This is a genomic window from Parabacteroides sp. CH2-D42-20, assembly GCF_003670185.1.
Lineage (GTDB): Bacteria > Bacteroidota > Bacteroidia > Bacteroidales > Tannerellaceae > Parabacteroides > Parabacteroides distasonis.
Genome location: NZ_RAYG01000002.1, coordinates 41,383 through 60,011 on the forward strand (window position 1 = coordinate 41,383; position 18,629 = coordinate 60,011).

Below are 18,629 nucleotides of genomic sequence, written 5' to 3' on the forward strand. Positions count from 1 at the left end.
AGCATGTTAGAAAGATTTATAGATAAAACGACGTTTGAGTCGCAAGAGGATTTTATTAAAAACTTCAAGATCAAGGTACCGGAGAACTTCAACTTCGGATATGATGTGGTAGACGCTTGGGCAGAGGAAGAACCGGATAAGAAAGCGTTATGTTGGACAAACGATCATGGAGAGCATATTGATTTTACGTTTGCCGACTTGAAACGGTATACGGACCAGACGGCTTCTTATTTCCAATCCTTGGGGATCGGACATGGCGATATGGTGATGCTGATACTCAAACGCCGTTATGAGTTCTGGTTCTCTATCATCGCGTTGCATAAATTAGGGGCTGTCGTGATACCGGCTACACACTTACTGACCAAGAAAGATATCGTTTATCGTGCGAATGCCGCCGATATCAAGATGATCGTTTGCGCCGGAGAGGAAGTGATAACGAAACATATCATAGAGGCTTTGCCGGACTCACCGACCGTAAAAAGAGTCGTATCCGTAGGGCCGGAAATACCGGAAGGTTTCGAGGATTTCCAACAGGGTATCCAAAACGCCGCTCCTTTCGTCCGCCCGTCTCACCCGAATAGCAATGACGATATCTCTTTGATGTATTTCACCTCCGGTACGACCGGAAACCCCAAGATGGTGGCCCACGACTTTACGTATCCGCTGGGGCATATCGTGACTGGCAGTTTCTGGCACAACTTGCATAAGGACAGCCTTCACCTGACGATCGCGGATACAGGCTGGGGCAAGGCGGTTTGGGGTAAGCTATATGGGCAATGGATCGCCGGAGCGACCGTATTTGTTTACGACCACGAGAAATTCACGCCTGCTGATATGTTGCAGATGATACAGGATTACCGGATCACCTCGCTTTGCGCTCCTCCTACGATCTTCCGTTTCTTAATTCGTGAGGATATGACTAAATACGATTTATCATCCTTACAATATTGTACGATCGCCGGCGAGGCTTTGAATCCTGCCGTATTCGATATGTTCTATAAACTGACCGGCATTAAATTGATGGAAGGCTTCGGCCAGACAGAGACTACTCTGACAGTCGCCACTTTCCCGTGGATGGAGCCGAAACCGGGCTCTATGGGTGTTCCCAACCCGCAGTACGATGTCGATTTATTGCGTCCGGACGGAAGCCGTGCGGAGGATGGCGAGCAAGGACAGATCGTGATACACACAACAAATGGCAAGCCTATCGGGTTATTCAAGGAATATTACCGGGACGCGGAACGTACCCGGGAAGCTTGGCACGATGGCCTGTATTACACGGGAGACGTGGCTTGGCGTGACGAGGATGGTTACTTATGGTTCGTTGGCCGCGCGGACGACGTGATCAAGAGTTCCGGCTACCGTATCGGGCCGTTCGAGGTGGAAAGTGCCTTGATGACTCACCCGGCGGTAGTGGAATGTGCTATCACCGGTGTCCCCGACGAGATCCGCGGACAGGTAGTAAAGGCCACGATCGTATTGGCGAAGGATTATAAGGATAAAGCGGATGATGCCTTGATCAAAGAATTGCAAAATCACGTGAAACGTGTCACCGCTCCTTACAAATATCCCCGTGTTGTCGAATTCGTGGACGAACTGCCGAAAACAATCAGCGGAAAGATCCGACGGGTAGAGATCCGGGATAAAGATAATAAATAATAAATCATAACTTTCTTGAAAAGGATCGCTGTAAAAATAGGAAGTAATGTCCTGACCCGCAAGGATGGGACGCTAGATATCACCCGCATGTCCGCGTTGGTTGACCAAGTAGCGGACTTGCATCGGCAAGGTATGGAGATCGTCTTGATCTCCTCCGGTGCCGTGGCTTCCGGACGAAGCGAGATAAAGGCCGGCAAAAAGCTGGATCCCGTATCAGCCCGGCAACTGTATTCGGCGGTAGGACAGGCCAAGTTGATCAACCGGTATTACGAGTTATTCCGGGAGCATGGCATGACTTGCGGGCAAGTGCTTACTACAAAAGAGAATTTCGGGAGTCGTACGCATTACCTGAACCAGAAGCATTGCATGGAGGTAATGCTTGAAAACAAGGTGATCCCCATCGTGAATGAGAATGATACGATATCCGTAACCGAGCTGATGTTCACGGATAATGATGAGTTATCCGGCTTGATCGCTACGATGATGGGAATGGATGCCTTGGTGATTCTTAGTAATATAGACGGGATTTACAATGGAAATCCGTCGGACCCGGATAGTTCCGTGATCCGGGAAATCGAATGTGGGAAAACAGATTTGTCGGAATATGTACAGACTAGCAAATCATCCTTTGGACGGGGAGGTATGTTGACGAAATGTCATATCGCCCAAAAAGTGGCAGACGAAGGTATTGCGGTTATCATCGCCAACGGCAAAAAGGATAATATCCTTCCGATGTTATTGGCGGTGGATAGCGACACGGTCTGCACCCGTTTCATTCCGGCCTCGAAACCCGTCAGCAGCGTAAAGAAATGGATCGCCCACTCCGAGGGTTTCGCCAAAGGGGAAATACATATCAATAAAGGAGCCGAGAAAGCATTGACCGCCCCGAAAGCGACTAGCGTATTATTGGTTGGAGTAACCCGCATCGAGGGTGATTTCGAAAAAGATGATATCGTAAAGATAATGAATGAGGAAGGCGTGCAAATCGGCGTAGGCTGTACCGCCTATGACAGCGAGGAAGCACGTAAGCAAATAGGGCAACGGGATTTAAAACCGCTTATACATTATGATTATCTATATTTGGATTAAAAAGTATGAATGTAAAAGATATGCTGCGACAGGCATCGGATGCGGCTAAACAATTGATAACGCTATCGGATCAAACGATTATCGGGATCTTAAAGGAGACAGCGCAGGTTCTACGGACTCATACGGAGGAGGTACTCGCCGCGAATCGCCAAGATTTGGAACGTATGGACCCAGCGAACCCGAAATACGACCGGCTGAAATTGACAGAGGAAAGGCTACAAGGTATCGCCGCCGATATGGAGAATGTATCGACATTACCTTCTCCATTAAATAAGGTCTTGAGCGAGACTACCCGCCCGAACGGAATGGTTATCCGAAAAGTAACCGTGCCTTTCGGGGTGATCGGTGTGATCTATGAGGCTCGTCCGAATGTTACCTTCGATGTTTTTTCCTTATGTTTCCGAAGCGGTAATGTTTGCGTGCTAAAGGGTGGATCGGATGCGGACTTCTCTAACCGAGCCTTGGTACGCATCATCCATTCTGTATTAGAGCGTCAGGGTATAAATCCGGCTGTATGCACTTTACTACCTCCGGATCGAGAGGCTACGGCGGAATTACTGGGAGCGGTCGGCTTGGTTGACTTAATCATTCCTCGTGGAAGCAGTTCCTTGATTCACTTCGTCCGGGAACACGCGAAAGTTCCGGTGATCGAGACTGGCGCTGGTATCTGTCATACCTATTTTGATCGCTCCGGAGATAAAGGCAAGGGACGTGAGATCGTAAATAACGCAAAGACACGGAGGGTCAGCGTATGTAATGCCTTGGATTGCTTAATCATCCACCGAGAACGTCTATCTGATCTTCCGTATATCTGTGGAAAGCTTCCGGACAGCAACGTAATCATTTATGCGGACGAACCGGCTTATGCCGCTCTATCCGAACATTATCCGGAGACGCTTTTACAACAGGCTAACGAAAACAGTTTCGGTACCGAGTTCCTCGATTACAAAATGAGTATCCGTACCGTATCCTCTTTAGACGAGGCTCTATCACATATCGCCCGGTACAGTTCAAAACATAGCGAAAGCATAATCAGCGAAGATCCGGAAACTATCCGGCGCTTCCAGCAATTGGTAGATGCCGCTTGCGTATACGCAAATGTATCTACCGCCTTTACTGATGGGGCCCAATTCGGATTCGGGGCGGAGATCGGAATCAGTACCCAAAAGCTACATGCCCGGGGACCGATGGCGCTTCCTGAATTAACGACTTATAAATACATCATAGAAGGAGACGGGCAGACGAGAATATAGGAACTCGCCTGTCTCTTTCTTCTAGAACAACACTTAAATCTAAACGAATAATGTCAACAGTAATAGATTCAAATATTTTCAATACTTTAGTTTCAAATACATTCTATTCCTGTCCTTTAGGAGGGGCTATCTATGATACGGAAGGAAATCTGATAGACTTGAATAAGGCGATGTTCGCTCATTTTTCCTTGGCGGATAAGCATGACTTTATTATAGAACATCTATTTAATAATATCGTACTAACCGATTCCTTGAAGTCATCTTTAAGAAAAGGTGACGCAATTATATGCGAAGAGCCCGTCACGTTTAAAGTAGAACCCATCTATACCGATGAACAGGGGCTTAGCGGGTATACGCTTTGGCTTACGCAGCAGGGAGAAAAAGAAACTGACAGGGAAAATAAACTATTGATGGGACAATTGAACGAGAGCCGGATATTGATGCGGCAAGCGTTGGAAGACGGTAAATTAGCCGCTTACTCATTCAGCTTCGACCGTTTCTCCACTTGCGACAAAAAGCATTGTAACCGCTGTTTTCAATTCTACGGCACGACCAATACTCTATTAGATAAAAACAGGTTTATATGTAGGGCTTTATCATCCGTACGTAAGCCCGAGGATAGTTTGGATTTCTTCTATCTGTTCAATAAAATCCGGGACGAGAAATTATCGTCTCACAACGTCACCTTCCACCTGAAGAATCAAGACGGGACTTATAAGATGTATGAAATATCGGGTAAAAGCATGGATATTGATGAAAGCGGCACCCCACATGTCATTATAGGTAGCATTATCGAAAAGGAAAACGACGAGCTAGCTATCGCGAATCATCAGAAATCCAAGGATCTTTCCCTATTGAAATCTACGTTTCTGGCAAATATGACGCACGAGATCCGGACTCCGTTAAATGCCATCGTCGGCTTCTCCGATATGTTAGGACTGGAAGATGATCCGGAAATGCGTGAACAGTATATTTCCATGATTAAAGAAAATAACACGGCTTTGCTCGAATTAATCAATGACACACTCGAGATGTCCAGAATCGAGTCCAATACGATCAATTGGTCATATGAGGATGTAAATCCGCTCGCTATCATGCACGATGTATACGAATACGCCTCTCCCCGCATATCCGAAAACGTACGGTTAATCTTGGATGATTCTCCAAACGTATCTCTTCACACGGATAAACATAAGCTTATGCTTATCTTGAAAAAACTACTTTCTAACGCCCTCCGATATACGGAGAAAGGAGAAATTCATTTCGGATACCAATCGTTGTATCCGGTCAGCGTGCAATTTTACGTGTCCGATACAGGCAACGGCATCCCGAAGGACAAACTAGGGCACATCTTCGAGCGATTCCTGCAATTGAACGAATTTGAACCGGGTACCGGATTGGGACTTTCAATCTGTAAAGGTCTGGTCACCGCCATGGGAGGTACCATTTGGGTGAACTCGGAGGAAGGGAAAGGTTCTACCTTCAGTTTCAAACTACCCATAACACCTCCGGATACGATCTCTTAAACAATTCCTTGGTCTTTCTAAAGGATAATTGACAAGTAGTCATTATCTTTGCCTTTAACAAAATATTATTGTAACAGATATGAGACATTTCACTTGCGTACAGGATTTAGGTGACTTGAAACAAGCGCTTAATGAAGCTTTCGAGATCAAGAAAGATCGTTTCCAGTTTAGTGAACTGGGAAAAAACAAGACGTTGTTGATGATATTTTTCAACTCAAGCCTACGTACCCGCTTAAGCACCCAAAAGGCTGCCATGAACTTAGGTATGAACACGATCGTTTTGGACGTTAACCAAGGTGCATGGAAGCTGGAAACAGAGCGAGGTGTTATCATGGATGGTGATAAACCGGAGCATTTGCTGGAAGCTGTTCCTGTAATGGGCTGTTACTGCGATGTGATCGGGGTCCGTTCTTTCGCACGCTTTGAGAATAAAGAAGATGATTATAACGAAAAGATATTGAGTCAGTTCATCGAGCATTCCGGCCGGCCGGTATTTAGCATGGAAGCGGCGACACGCCATCCGTTGCAAAGTTTCGCCGACTTGATCACGATAGAGGAATATAAGAAAACAGCTCGTCCGAAGGTAGTCATGACTTGGGCTCCTCATCCGAAATCATTGCCGCAAGCCGTACCAAACAGCTTTGCCGAATGGATGAACGCTACAGATTATGAGTTTGTTATCACTCATCCGGAAGGTTATGAGCTTGATCCTAGATTCGTAGGCAACGCTAAAGTGGAATACGATCAGAAGAAGGCTTTTGAAGGAGCGGATTTCATTTACGCAAAGAACTGGTCCGCTTATAAAGATCCGAATTACGGACAAGTAATCAGCACTGATCGTAGCTGGACCGTAGACGCAGAGAAAATGGCGCTTACGAATAACGCTTATTTCATGCATTGCTTGCCGGTTCGCCGCAATATGATCGTTTCCGATGATGTGATAGAGAGCCCGCAAAGTATCGTAATCCCCGAGGCGGCAAACCGTGAGATCTCCGCACAAACCGTATTGAAAAAAATATTGATGGGATTATCTAATCTTTAGGATAGAGAGATAGGGTATTCTTTACGATGGGCATTCTTAGGTGTTTATAACAGGCATTCTTAACACCTTAGAATGCCCATTGTAAGCATCTAAGAATAGGCATCAAGGTTTTTCAATGTAAACGAGCCATCCCAACAATAAAAGAGTACTCCCCTACTCTTGTAGAAAAGTACTCTTTCTATGGCTGAAAACAAATCTATTAAGCCTCTCCTGTCGGACCTGCGAAGTCCTCAAAATTAGCTGTTTTGTTATTATTATTTCCTGCTTGAAGTTGCTCCCCAAATTTCTTGATATTGTCTTGCAAAGCGAATAACAAACGTTGAGCGTTATCCGGAGTTAAGATTACGCGGCTTTTTACTTGTGCCTTAGGAGCTCCCGGAACCACCCGGATGAAATCTAGGATAAATTCAGAGCTTGAATGAGATATAATAGCCAAATTGGCGTAAGTTCCTTGTGCCATCTCTTCAGATAACTCGATCTGAATCTCGTTATTGGCAGGTTTGTTGTTTTCCATACTTTCTTCTTTTAAATTTATGGTGATTAAAAATTGCGAAGACAAATATACATATTTATTCCGGGTTACAAAGGGGTTGAAGACTATAAATGCAAAAACGACCACCTTCTCAGGCAGTCGTTTTCTAGTTGTGTTTTTAATTCTCAATTCTTTAGACCAATGTAAAAATACCTTTTGTGTTTGATATAATTGGTTTTGGCGTTTTAGTTAAGGTTTGTTTTGTCTAAGTGCTAATCTCTTTCACTTGAACTTTACAAAAGTAAGGGCTTTAGCAAAGACCACCAAATACTATATGTGCAATAAATAATACTATATCATCAACACTTGACACAAATCAATGTAAACATGCTTTAAATCATGTTTTAAATTATAAACCTCGAACGGGAATATTTCTCCCTGTACTCTGTAGGGGTACTCCCCCTACGCCGTTTGAATACCCGGTTGAAATTCGATAGATTATTAAAACCGCACCTGTAACATATTTCAGAAATACTGTCACTTGTATCGGTCAAACGGCATACCGCCTCGGCTACCCGGATCTCATTCAAGTTATCGATAAATGTCTTTCCCGTCCACTTCTTCAAGAAACGCATCAATGAGGCATCGCTCATATTTGTTAACTTAGCCACTTCCGACAAGGTGATACGTTTTTGATAATTTTCGTGTAAATATAACATGATACTATCTAAACGATCGGTATCGTTATTATTATAGTTCTTTACCGTGTTCACGGCATTCAACCGACGGGCTGCTTTATCCAAAGATAGAATCTTAAGAATCTCGACCAAACGCAACAGGTTCTTGAAAGAATCCGGCTTGTTATCGTTCGACAACATTCTTAATTTATCTTGAATGCCAAGTATCATTTCCCGGCTGAAAACAAGACCACTGGAAGCGTTATCAAACATATCCTTCATGGTCTTGAAATGCCGTCTATTGATTAAGCTATCAAATAACGATTTATGAAATTGTATCGTTATCTCAAAGATCCCATTACACGGACACTTATGGTTCGAGTAAGCATGCTTCGTTCCTCCCGCGATCAACACCAAATCCAGATCATCGATTTCCTCGACCGAATCGCCAACTATCCGGATAGCGCCAGCGGCATTCTCCAGATAGTTCAACTCAAATTCCATGTGTACATGTAACGGAAAATTAAACCCCGATTTCGGGCGTTGCATGACCAAGAAGCAATCCTCTGATGAAAGCGGGGTAGTTTCCTTCAATACGTCTACTTTCCCCATACACACAAAGCTTTTTTATTCGAGTATCAACGTACTGATTACCGGGCAATGGTCGGATGGGAACAGATTATTCAACGTTTCAGTCAATACACCATGACGCAATACCTTGATATTCCCTTTCACGAAGATATAATCGATCCATTCACGCTTGTCGTAAGGGATCTTTCCAAAATCATGGAATGTCCATTCCGGGCCGTAAGTAAACCCTGCGATCGTGCGGGAATGAGTCAAATGACGAGGATCACTCGGATTAGTCAATACTTGTATCGGCTCATCAGAAGGCACGGCATTGAAATCGCCAGTCACGATTATAGGTAAATTCTCGGATAATTTCTTCGCTTGCTCCAGCACCAAAGAAGCTCCTTCATGACGAGCCACTTTCCCCATATGATCCAAGTGCGTATTCAAGAAGAAGAATTTCTTTCCTGTATTCTTATCTTTCAAGATCGCCCAAGTAGCTACACGCTCGCATGCGGCGTCCCAACCTTTCTTACCAACGGCATTTATATCTTCGGCTAACCAGAAATTACCGTTTTTCTCAACGGAGAAACGATCCTTACGATAGAAAATCGGAGCGTACTCCCCTTTCGTCTTGCCATCCTCACGACCAACACCCACATAAGCGTATTCCGGTAAACGATCAAGCAAATCATTCAGCTGATTATTCAAGACCTCTTGCGCACCGAACACATCCGCCTCATGGAATTTCACTAAATCAGCAGCGAAATCTCTTCTGAATTTCCATTGATTATCCTTATCACCCGAATTATCGTAACGGATGTTATAAGACATTACATTCATTTTCTCATCGTTGTTTTTAGCGAATAAGCAGCCAGTGGCAAATAAAGCCACCATTAAACAAAGTAAAATTCTCTTCATGATATTGATTATTATATGTTTCTTATATGTCTCAGTATTTATCTATGGTCTTTGTTACCTCGCAAAAATAAAGTTTATCCATTTATTAAGCAAATAAGGAAGAACAAAAAAGGCCGACAGATTGCTCTGCCGGCCTTTCTTTATAGTTTATTAAACGTTCCTATTCTTCATCATCTTTGTCCATGGCATTGAAATCAACCACGTTCTTGCGATTAGCGAAGATACGATCGAACTCATCCTTTGCGCCTACGATCAGCTTATCAAACTCACGCTGACCGGTACCGGCAGGAATCAAGTGACCACAGATAACGTTCTCTTTCAAACCTTCCAAACGGTCTACCTTTCCGTTGATAGCAGCCTCGTTCAATACTTTCGTCGTCTCTTGGAAAGATGCGGCGGACATAAAGCTGTTCGTCTGCAAAGCGGCACGTGTGATACCTTGAAGGATCTGGTTGGCTGTAGCCGGAATAGCGTCACGTACCTCGACCAACTTAAGGTCACGGCGTTTCAACATACTATTCTCATCTCTCAACTTACGCGCAGTCACGATCTGTCCGGCCTGCAATGTCTGAGAATCTCCCGGATCGGTAACAACTTTCTTGCCCCAGATACGATCGTTCTCGTCCATTACCTCCAACTTATCAACAATCTGCTGCTCCAAGAAGCGAGTATCTCCCGGATCAACCACCTCTACCTTACGCATCATCTGACGAACGATAACCTCGAAGTGCTTATCGTTGATCTTCACACCCTGTAGACGGTATACATCCTGAACCTCATTCACGATATATTCCTGCACAGCCGTCGGACCTTTGATCGCCAAGATATCCGAAGGAGTGGTAGCACCGTCTGATAGCGGCATACCCGCACGGATATAGTCGTTCTCCTGAACCAATAATTGTTTAGACAGAGGAACCATATATTTCTTAACCTCACCCAACTTAGACGTTACGGTGATCTCACGGTTACCACGTTTGATCTTACCGAATCCTACCTCTCCGTCGATCTCAGATACGACAGCAGGGTTAGACGGGTTACGAGCCTCGAACAACTCGGTTACACGAGGAAGACCACCGGTGATATCACCGGCCTTACCTACGGCACGAGGGATCTTAACCAAAACCTCACCAGCTTTCACTACATCACCATTGTCTTTCACGACGTGAGCGCCCAATGGCAAAGAGTAGTTCTTCAAGTAATTACCATTCTCATCCACGATATGAGCGGCCGGAGCCTTCGTCTTATCCTTAGACTCGATGATGATCTTCTCCTTCAAACCGGTAGTCTCATCACTCTCAACCTTGTAAGTTACGTTCTCTAGCAAACTCTCGAACTCGATCTTACCGGAAACCTCTGATACGATTACGGCATTGAACGGGTCCCACTCGATGATCACGTCACCCTTCTTAATTGAGTCACCGTTGTTGAAGAACAACTTAGAACCATAAGGTATATTATGAGTCAACAACACGATCTTCGTGTTCGGATCAACAATGCGCATTTCAGCCAAACGGCTTACTACTACCAAATGTTTCTTTCCGCTCACCTCGTCTACCGCCTCAACAGCACGAAGCTCGTCGATCTCTAAAATACCATCATATTTAGATGTAATACTATTCTCTGTTGCGATGTTGGATGCGATACCACCGACGTGGAATGTACGCAACGTCAACTGTGTACCCGGCTCACCGATAGACTGCGCGGCAATTACACCGACAACCTCACCCTTCTGAACCATGCGGTTCGTAGCCAAGTTACGTCCATAGCACTTAGCGCAGACACCCTTCTTAGACTCACAAGTCAATACGGAACGAATCTCGACGCTCTCGATCGGAGAGTCTTGGATTGCCTTAGCGGCATCCTCACGGATTTCCTCACCGGAACGAACGATAACCTCGCCCGTAATCGGATGGATCACATCGTGAACAGATACACGACCTAAGATTCTCTCATACAAGGAAGCGATCACCTCCTCGTTATTCTTCAATTCCGTACAAACCAAGCCACGCAATGTACCACAGTCTTCCTCGTTTACGATCACGTCGTGAGAGACGTCAACCAAACGACGAGTCAAGTAACCGGCGTCGGCAGTCTTCAAAGCGGTATCAGCCAAACCTTTACGAGCACCGTGAGTAGAGATAAAGTACTCCAACACGGACAAACCTTCCTTAAAGTTAGAAAGGATCGGGTTCTCGATAATCTGACCACCTTCTGCACCACTCTTCTGCGGTTTCGCCATCAAACCACGCATACCGGACAACTGACGAATCTGCTCCTTAGAACCACGGGCACCGGAATCCATCATCATGTAGATTGAGTTGAATCCATCGTTATCCGCCGTTAATTGCTTAATCAAGATATTAGACAAGTTACTATTAACGTGTGTCCAAGTATCAATGATCTGGTTATAACGCTCGTTGTTGGTAATGAAACCCATATTATAGTTAGCCATGATCTGCTCAACCTCCTCATATCCCTTCTGAACCAACGCATCTTTTTCAGCAGGAATAAGCACATCGGCCAAGTTGAAAGACAGACCACCCTTAAATGCCATATAGTAACCCAAGTTCTTGATATCATCCAAGAACTGAGCGGTACGAGCTACGCCACAAGCCTTGATTACCCGACCGATGATGTCGCGAAGAGACTTCTTACCCAACACCTCGTTTACATAACCAATCTCTTTCGGAACAAACTCATTTACCATCAAACGACCTACAGAAGTCTCTACCATCGTCTTCACCAAGTTACCGTTCGCATCCAAATCCTCCACGTAAACATGGATCGGAGCATGGATATCCAACTTCTTCTCATTGTAAGCGATCGTAGCCTCTTCCGGACCATAGAAAGTCAAACCTTCGCCTTGTGTACCCTTGCGCAACTTGGTAATATAATACAAACCAAGCACCATATCCTGAGAAGGTACGGTAATAGGAGCACCATTCGCGGGGTTCAAGATATTGTGTGAAGCCAACATCAACATTTGAGCTTCCAAAACAGCCTCATTACCTAACGGCAAGTGAACAGCCATCTGGTCACCGTCGAAGTCGGCGTTGAATGCCGTACATGCCAACGGGTGCAACTGGATAGCCTTACCCTCGATCAATTTCGGCTGGAACGCTTGGATACCCAAACGGTGCAATGTCGGGGCACGGTTCAATAATACCGGGTGACCTTTCATTACGTACTCCAAAATATCCCAAACAACCGGTTCCTTACGGTCAACGATCTTCTTGGCAGATTTCACCGTCTTCACGATACCGCGTTCGATCAATTTACGGATAACGAAAGGCTTATAAAGCTCGGCAGCCATATTCTTCGGCAAACCGCACTCGTGCATCTTTAATTCCGGACCTACGACAATAACCGAACGAGCGGAGTAGTCAACACGCTTACCCAACAAGTTCTGACGGAAACGACCTTGTTTACCTTTCAAACTGTCGGACAAGGACTTCAACGGACGATTGGCGTCTGTCTTAACAGCGCTCGATTTACGAGAGTTGTCAAACAAAGAGTCCACGGCCTCCTGAAGCATACGTTTCTCATTACGTAAGATCACTTCCGGAGCCTTAATATCGATCAATCGTTTCAAACGGTTATTACGGATAATAACACGACGATATAAATCATTCAAGTCAGAAGTAGCGAAACGGCCACCGTCCAACGGAACCAACGGACGCAGTTCGGGAGGGATCACCGGGATCACCTTCATGATCATCCATTCCGGTTTGTTACGACCTCTGGACGCACGAAAAGACTCAACCACCTGAAGGCGTTTCAAGGCCTCGTTCTTTCTCTGTTGAGATGTGTCCGTGTTCGCACGGTGACGCAACTCATAAGAAAGAGAATCCAAGTCCAAGCGAGCCAACAGATCATAAACAGCCTCAGCGCCGATCTTAGCGATGAACTTATTCGGATCCGTATCCTCTAGCAATTGATTTTCTCTTGGAAGGCTATCCAAAATATCCAGATATTCCTCCTCAGATAATAGGTCTAACTCACCGGCCGTGTCTACGCAACCCGGCTGGATCACGACGTAGCGTTCGTAATAGATGATGGAATCCAGTTTCTTGGTAGGAAGACCTAGCAAGTAACCGATTTTATTAGGCAAAGAACGGAAATACCAAATATGGGCAACAGGAACCACCAAATGGATGTGTCCCATACGTTCACGACGAACTTTCTTTTCCGTAACTTCCACTCCACAACGATCGCAGACAATACCTTTGTAACGGATACGCTTGTACTTACCGCAATGGCACTCATAGTCCTTGATCGGACCAAAGATACGCTCACAGAACAAACCGTCACGCTCAGGCTTATACGTACGATAGTTAATTGTTTCCGGTTTCAAAACCTCACCGCTGGAGTTCTCTAGGATCTCCTCAGGGGATGCCAGACCGATGGTTATTTTTGAAAAGTTACTCTTTATCTTGTTTTCTTTTCTAAAGGCCATATTATTTATTTATAAAGAGTTATCAATAGATAAAGTAGACGGGCCGTAGCCCACCTACTTCTTTATTGTTATTGAATTAATCCAGAGTGAAACTCAAACCAAGTCCTCTCAACTCGTGCAATAATACATTCAGAGATTCAGGGATACCCGGCTGTGGCATCGGATCACCCTTCACGATCGCCTCATAAGCCTTGGAACGTCCTACAACGTCATCAGACTTAATCGTAAGAATTTCCTGAAGAACATGAGCGGCACCGAAGGCTTCCAGTGCCCAAACCTCCATCTCTCCGAAACGTTGACCACCGAACTGTGCCTTACCACCTAACGGCTGTTGCGTAATCAAAGAGTACGGACCGATTGAACGGGCATGCATCTTATCGTCAACCATGTGGCCCAACTTCAAGAAGTAAGTCACACCCACCGTAGCAGGTTGGTCGAAACGCTCACCAGTACCACCATCATACAAGTAAGACTTACCGTAGCGAGGAATACCAGCCTTGTCTGTCCATTCATTCAAATCATCCAAAGTCGCGCCATCGAAGATCGGAGTAGCGAACTTAACGTCCAACTCACGTCCGGCCCAACCCAACACGGCCTCGAAAATCTGTCCCAAGTTCATACGAGAAGGCACACCCAGCGGGTTCAAGCAGATATCCACCGGAGTACCGTCTTCCAAGAACGGCATATCCTCCTGACGAACGATCTTTGATACGATACCCTTGTTACCGTGGCGACCCGCCATCTTATCACCTACCTGAATCTTACGTTTCTTGGCGATATAAACCTTAGCCATCTGTACGATACCTGTCGGCAGCTCATCACCGATCGTCAAGTCGAACTTCTTACGTCTCAACTCAGCGTCAAGCTCCTTGTACTTCTTCAAATAATTCAAGATAACCTGTTTGATCAACTCATTCTTCTGAGCGTCTGCCGTCCACTTGCTTACTTGGATGGAGTTATAATCCAATTCTTCCAGAGATTTGCGGGTAAACTTAGCACCCTTAGCGATAATCTCCGTATTCATATAGTCTTTAACACCTTGAGAAACCTTGCCGTTTGTAAGCACTAACAACTTATCAACTAACAAAGTCTTCAAGCTAGCCATCTTTTCTTCGTATTCCTCGTCCAACTTCGGCAAGATCGCCTTATCAGTCAATCTGGATTTACGTTTCTTGACAGCCTTCGAGAACAAAGCGGTCTCGATAACCACACCGCGCAAAGACGGAGTAGCCTTCAAGGAAGCATCCTTCACATCACCCGCCTTATCACCGAAGATAGCACGCAACAACTTTTCCTCCGGAGATGGATCAGACTCACCTTTCGGAGTGATCTTACCAATCAAGATATCACCCGGCTCGATGCGAGCACCTACACGAACGATACCTCTCTCATCCAAATCCTTGGTAGCCTCTTCGCTGACGTTAGGGATATCGGAAGTCAATTCCTCCATACCACGCTTTGTCTCACGTACCTCAAGGATGTATTCGTCAACGTGGACAGACGTAAAGAAGTCCTCACGAACCATACGCTCGTTCAACACGATAGCATCCTCATAGTTATAACCCTTCCAAGGCATGTAAGCCACCTTCACGTTACGTCCCAAAGCAAGCTCGCCTTTCTGGGTTGAGTAACCCTCGGTAAGGATATCGCCGGCTTTCACACGTTGTCCGCGATGACAGGTCGGTTTCAAATCGACTGTCGTACTTTGGTTGGTCTTACGCCATTTCGGGATATTATATGTCTTAACCGCATCCTCGAAGCTAACGAATTCCTCGTCCTCCGTGCGGTCATATTTAATCTTGATACAAGTAGCATCAACGAACACAACCTCGCCCTCACGCTCAGCCATAATCTGAGTACGGGAGTCACGGGCAACCTGCGCCTCAATACCGGTACCAACAATCGGAGCGTCCGTACGCAACAAAGGAACTGCCTGACGCATCATGTTAGATCCCATCAACGCACGGTTAGCGTCATCGTGTTCCAAGAATGGGATCAAAGAAGCTGCGATAGAAGCGATCTGCTGCGGAGCCACGTCCATCAAGTCAAGCTCAGAAGGAGGAACAACCGGAAAGTCAGCCTCGAAACGAGCCTTCACCTTATCACGAATAAACTTACCGTTATCATCCAATGGAGCGTTACCTTGAGCGATTGTCAACTCTTCCTCTTCCTCCGCCGTGTAGTATTGCAAGCCTTCCTCAGAGAAGTCGACCTTTCCATCTGCCACCTTACGGTACGGAGTCGAGATGAAACCAAGATCGTTGATCTTAGCGTATACACATAAAGAAGAGATCAAACCGATGTTCGGACCTTCCGGGGTCTCAATCGGACAAAGACGACCATAGTGCGTATAGTGAACATCACGAACCTCGAATCCGGCACGCTCTCTAGACAAACCTCCCGGACCTAGGGCTGATAAACGACGCTTGTGCGTGATCTCCGCCAACGGGTTCGTCTGGTCCATGAACTGAGACAAGGCATTCGTTCCGAAGAAAGAGTTAACCACGGAAGAAATCGTCTTCGCATTGATCAAATCAATCGGAGTAAACACCTCATTATCGCGAACGTTCATACGTTCACGAACTGTACGTGACATACGAGCCAAACCAATACCGAACTGGTTATACAATTGCTCGCCAACCGTACGTACACGACGGTTGCTTAAGTGGTCGATATCATCCACGATAGCCTTCGAGTTGATCAACTCGATCAGGTACTTGATGATCTCGATAATATCTTCTTTAGTCAAAACCTTAACATCAGCGCTTGTAGTAAGGCCTAACTTCTTGTTGATCCTGTAACGTCCCACCTCACCCAGATCATAACGTTTCTCTGAGAAGAACAGGTTCGTGATAACCTCGCGTGCGCTAGCCTCATCAGCCGGTTCCGCATTTCTCAACTGTCTGTAGATATACAACACAGCTTCCTTCTCGGAGTTACTCGGGTCTTTCTGGAGCGTATTATATATGATAGCATAGTCAGACAGATTCTGGTCCTCACGATGCAACAAGATATTTTGCGTGCCTGAATCCAAGATAGCCTCGATATTGTCGCTATCCAGTACAGACTCACGGTCGATGATAACATCGTTACGTTCAATAGAAACCACCTCACCGGTATCCTCATCTACGAAATCCTCCACCCAAGTCTTCAAAACACGAGCGGCCAGCTTACGTCCGATAAACTTCTTCAGGTTTGCTTTCGTTACCTTAACCTCTTCCGCAAGGTTGAAGATTTCAAGAATATCTCTATCGCTTTCAAAACCAATAGCTCTCAAAAGAGTAGTTACAGGCAATTTCTTTTTACGGTCGATGTAAGCGTACATCACATTGTTGATGTCCGTAGCGAACTCGATCCATGACCCCTTAAACGGGATAATACGTGCGGAGTACAACTTCGTTCCGTTTGCGTGCGTGCTTTGTCCGAAGAATACGCCCGGAGAACGGTGCAGCTGAGACACGACAACACGCTCGGCGCCGTTGATCACGAAAGTACCTCTGTCCGTCATATACGGAATCGGACCCAAGTATACATCTTGGATCACCGTATCGAAGTCCTCATGATCCGGGTCCGTACAGTACAGTTTTAACTTCGCTTTTAAAGGCACGCTATAGGTTAACCCGCGAGCGATACACTCATCGATACAGTAACGAGGCGGATCTATATAGTAATCTAAGAACTCCAACACAAAATTGTTACGGGTATCCGCAATCGGGAAATTCTCGGCAAATACCTTATACAATCCCTCCTTCTTTCTCTTTTCAGGAGGAGTGTCAAGTTGAAGAAAGTCTTGGAACGACTTCAATTGAACTTCGAGAAAGTCCGGATACGGGAACTGATTCTTTATCGAAGCAAAATTAACTCTTTGGTTTTCAGCTGTTGAAGACATCTAGTAAGGAATTTATTGAACTTATTGAAATTATAGACACAAAAAGGTTAAGAGTCTTCGTAGTCGGAGACTCTTAACCAAATCACCTGGAAACCAGGTTATAAATACTATTTAAGCTCAACTTCAGCTCCAGCCTCTTCCAACTGTTTCTTCAATGCCTCAGCATCAGCTTTAGCGATACCTTCCTTGATTGCACTAGGAGCGCTATCTACCATATCCTTAGCCTCTTTCAAGCCAAGACCTGTTAATTCTTTAACTAACTTAACGATAGCTAATTTATTAGCACCAGCTGCTTTCAATACAACATCGAAAGAAGTCTTCTCTTCTGCAGCGGCAGCAGCACCACCAGCAGCAGGACCAGCAACAGCAACAGCTGCAGCAGCAGGTTCGATACCGTACTCTTCTTTAAGGATAGTAGCTAATTCGCTAACTTCTTTAACGGTCAAGTTTACTAATTGTTCTGCAAAAGCTTTCAAATCTGCCATTTTTGTATGATTTAAATGATTATTTATCTGTGTAATGTTTTAATGAAAAATTATCTTTCTTCCAAAGTCTTCAACAGACCATGGATAGTTTGTCCTGATGACTGAAGAGCAGAGATAACGTTCTTCGCCGGAGATTCCAACAATGCGATAACATCGGCAATAAGTTCGTTTTTGCTCTTGATATTTACTAATGCCTCAAGATTCTCAGCACCTACATAGAAGCTTTCTTGTACGTAAGCAGCCTTCAAAGCCGGTTTAACGACTACACCTTTTTTAGCGTCCTTAGTAAAATCCTTAATCAGGCGAGCGGGAGCATTAGCGACTTGTGAGAACATCACAGCCGTATTGCCTTTCAAAGCCACGTTAAGATCAGAGAAGTCACCTTCAATGTTCTCCAACGCTTTCTTAAGCAAGTTATTCTTTACAACGACTAACTTAACCTCACGCTTGAAACACTCTCTTCTCAATTTGCTGGTTTTCTCAGCGTCCAACGCCTCGATATCCGTCAAATAGAAATTAGGATATTCCTTTAATGTTTCAGTTAATTGACCTATAACAGTTCCTTTATCTTCCTTTCTCATTGTTCAATT

The 18,629-nt window shown here is 45.2% G+C and carries 12 protein-coding genes; 5 read left to right on the plus strand and 7 right to left on the minus strand.

The genetic code is table 11. The annotated features are described in order from the left end of the window. The first annotated feature begins 3 nt into the window (after positions 1-3). The 5 genes from D7V92_RS01760 (at position 4) to D7V92_RS01780 (ending at position 6,569) form a co-directional block, all read left to right on the plus strand. Positions 4-1,659, plus strand: a complete 1,656-nt coding sequence (locus D7V92_RS01760) for an AMP-binding protein (RefSeq protein WP_121772152.1) — start codon at positions 4-6, stop codon at positions 1,657-1,659. A 15-nt stretch (positions 1,660-1,674) separates the two neighbouring features. Beyond that, complete coding sequence (gene proB / locus D7V92_RS01765) at positions 1,675-2,748, plus strand: glutamate 5-kinase (protein WP_036618579.1); 1,074 nt, start codon at positions 1,675-1,677, stop codon at positions 2,746-2,748. Positions 2,749-2,753: 5 nt separating this feature from the next. Further along, positions 2,754-4,001: a glutamate-5-semialdehyde dehydrogenase gene (locus tag D7V92_RS01770; RefSeq protein WP_005867252.1), complete on the plus strand. Its 1,248-nt coding sequence runs from the start codon at positions 2,754-2,756 to the stop codon at positions 3,999-4,001. A 50-nt stretch (positions 4,002-4,051) separates the two neighbouring features. Next, positions 4,052-5,527 carry a HAMP domain-containing sensor histidine kinase gene (locus tag D7V92_RS01775; RefSeq protein ID WP_005867251.1) on the plus strand — a complete coding sequence of 492 codons (1,476 nt, stop codon included), beginning with the start codon at positions 4,052-4,054 and terminating at the stop codon, positions 5,525-5,527. A 79-nt stretch (positions 5,528-5,606) separates the two neighbouring features. Next, positions 5,607-6,569, plus strand: a complete 963-nt coding sequence (locus tag D7V92_RS01780; RefSeq protein WP_005854226.1) for an N-acetylornithine carbamoyltransferase — start codon at positions 5,607-5,609, stop codon at positions 6,567-6,569. 199 nt (positions 6,570-6,768) lie between these two features. Here the strand turns inward: D7V92_RS01780 and D7V92_RS01785 are convergent, their stop codons facing one another. The 7 genes from D7V92_RS01785 to rplJ form a co-directional block, all read right to left on the minus strand. After that, positions 6,769-7,083 (minus strand): DUF3467 domain-containing protein, encoded by a 315-nt coding sequence (locus D7V92_RS01785; protein ID WP_005854225.1) that lies wholly within the window; start codon positions 7,081-7,083, stop codon positions 6,769-6,771. A gap of 362 nt (positions 7,084-7,445) precedes the next feature. After that, on the minus strand, positions 7,446-8,330 hold the full coding sequence (locus D7V92_RS01790) for an AraC family transcriptional regulator (RefSeq protein ID WP_005854224.1): 885 nt from the start codon (positions 8,328-8,330) through the stop codon (positions 7,446-7,448). 15 nt (positions 8,331-8,345) lie between these two features. Further along, the gene (locus D7V92_RS01795) at positions 8,346-9,209 is read right to left on the minus strand and encodes an endonuclease/exonuclease/phosphatase family protein (RefSeq protein WP_057319335.1); all 864 of its coding nucleotides are present in this window, start codon (positions 9,207-9,209) and stop codon (positions 8,346-8,348) included. A gap of 160 nt (positions 9,210-9,369) precedes the next feature. Then, positions 9,370-13,665 carry a DNA-directed RNA polymerase subunit beta' gene (gene rpoC, locus D7V92_RS01800; protein WP_121772153.1) on the minus strand — a complete coding sequence of 1,432 codons (4,296 nt, stop codon included), beginning with the start codon at positions 13,663-13,665 and terminating at the stop codon, positions 9,370-9,372. A gap of 76 nt (positions 13,666-13,741) precedes the next feature. Continuing rightward, positions 13,742-17,554 carry a DNA-directed RNA polymerase subunit beta gene (gene rpoB / locus D7V92_RS01805; protein ID WP_048927528.1) on the minus strand — a complete coding sequence of 1,271 codons (3,813 nt, stop codon included), beginning with the start codon at positions 17,552-17,554 and terminating at the stop codon, positions 13,742-13,744. 107 nt (positions 17,555-17,661) lie between these two features. After that, positions 17,662-18,039, minus strand: coding sequence for a 50S ribosomal protein L7/L12 (gene rplL / locus D7V92_RS01810; protein ID WP_005854220.1), 378 nt, complete (start codon positions 18,037-18,039; stop codon positions 17,662-17,664). Between the two features lie 50 nt (positions 18,040-18,089). Further along, the gene (gene rplJ, locus D7V92_RS01815) at positions 18,090-18,620 is read right to left on the minus strand and encodes a 50S ribosomal protein L10 (RefSeq protein WP_005867245.1); all 531 of its coding nucleotides are present in this window, start codon (positions 18,618-18,620) and stop codon (positions 18,090-18,092) included. Between the last annotated feature and the right edge of the window lie 9 nt (positions 18,621-18,629).

Bases quoted from the DNA above. Each gene is read 5' to 3' on its own strand.
- D7V92_RS01790 (WP_005854224.1), bottom strand. From the start codon at position 8,330: ATGGGGAAAGTAGACGTATTGAAGGAAACTACCCCGCTTTCATCAGAG.
- D7V92_RS01780 (WP_005854226.1), top strand. From the start codon at position 5,607: ATGAGACATTTCACTTGCGTACAGGATTTAGGTGACTTGAAACAAGCG.
- rplJ (WP_005867245.1), bottom strand. From the start codon at position 18,620: ATGAGAAAGGAAGATAAAGGAACTGTTATAGGTCAATTAACTGAAACA.
- rpoB (WP_048927528.1), bottom strand. From the start codon at position 17,554: ATGTCTTCAACAGCTGAAAACCAAAGAGTTAATTTTGCTTCGATAAAG.
- rpoC (WP_121772153.1), bottom strand. From the start codon at position 13,665: ATGGCCTTTAGAAAAGAAAACAAGATAAAGAGTAACTTTTCAAAAATA.
- D7V92_RS01770 (WP_005867252.1), top strand. From the start codon at position 2,754: ATGAATGTAAAAGATATGCTGCGACAGGCATCGGATGCGGCTAAACAA.
- D7V92_RS01795 (WP_057319335.1), bottom strand. From the start codon at position 9,209: ATGAAGAGAATTTTACTTTGTTTAATGGTGGCTTTATTTGCCACTGGC.
- D7V92_RS01785 (WP_005854225.1), bottom strand. From the start codon at position 7,083: ATGGAAAACAACAAACCTGCCAATAACGAGATTCAGATCGAGTTATCT.
- rplL (WP_005854220.1), bottom strand. From the start codon at position 18,039: ATGGCAGATTTGAAAGCTTTTGCAGAACAATTAGTAAACTTGACCGTT.
- D7V92_RS01760 (WP_121772152.1), top strand. From the start codon at position 4: ATGTTAGAAAGATTTATAGATAAAACGACGTTTGAGTCGCAAGAGGAT.
- D7V92_RS01775 (WP_005867251.1), top strand. From the start codon at position 4,052: ATGTCAACAGTAATAGATTCAAATATTTTCAATACTTTAGTTTCAAAT.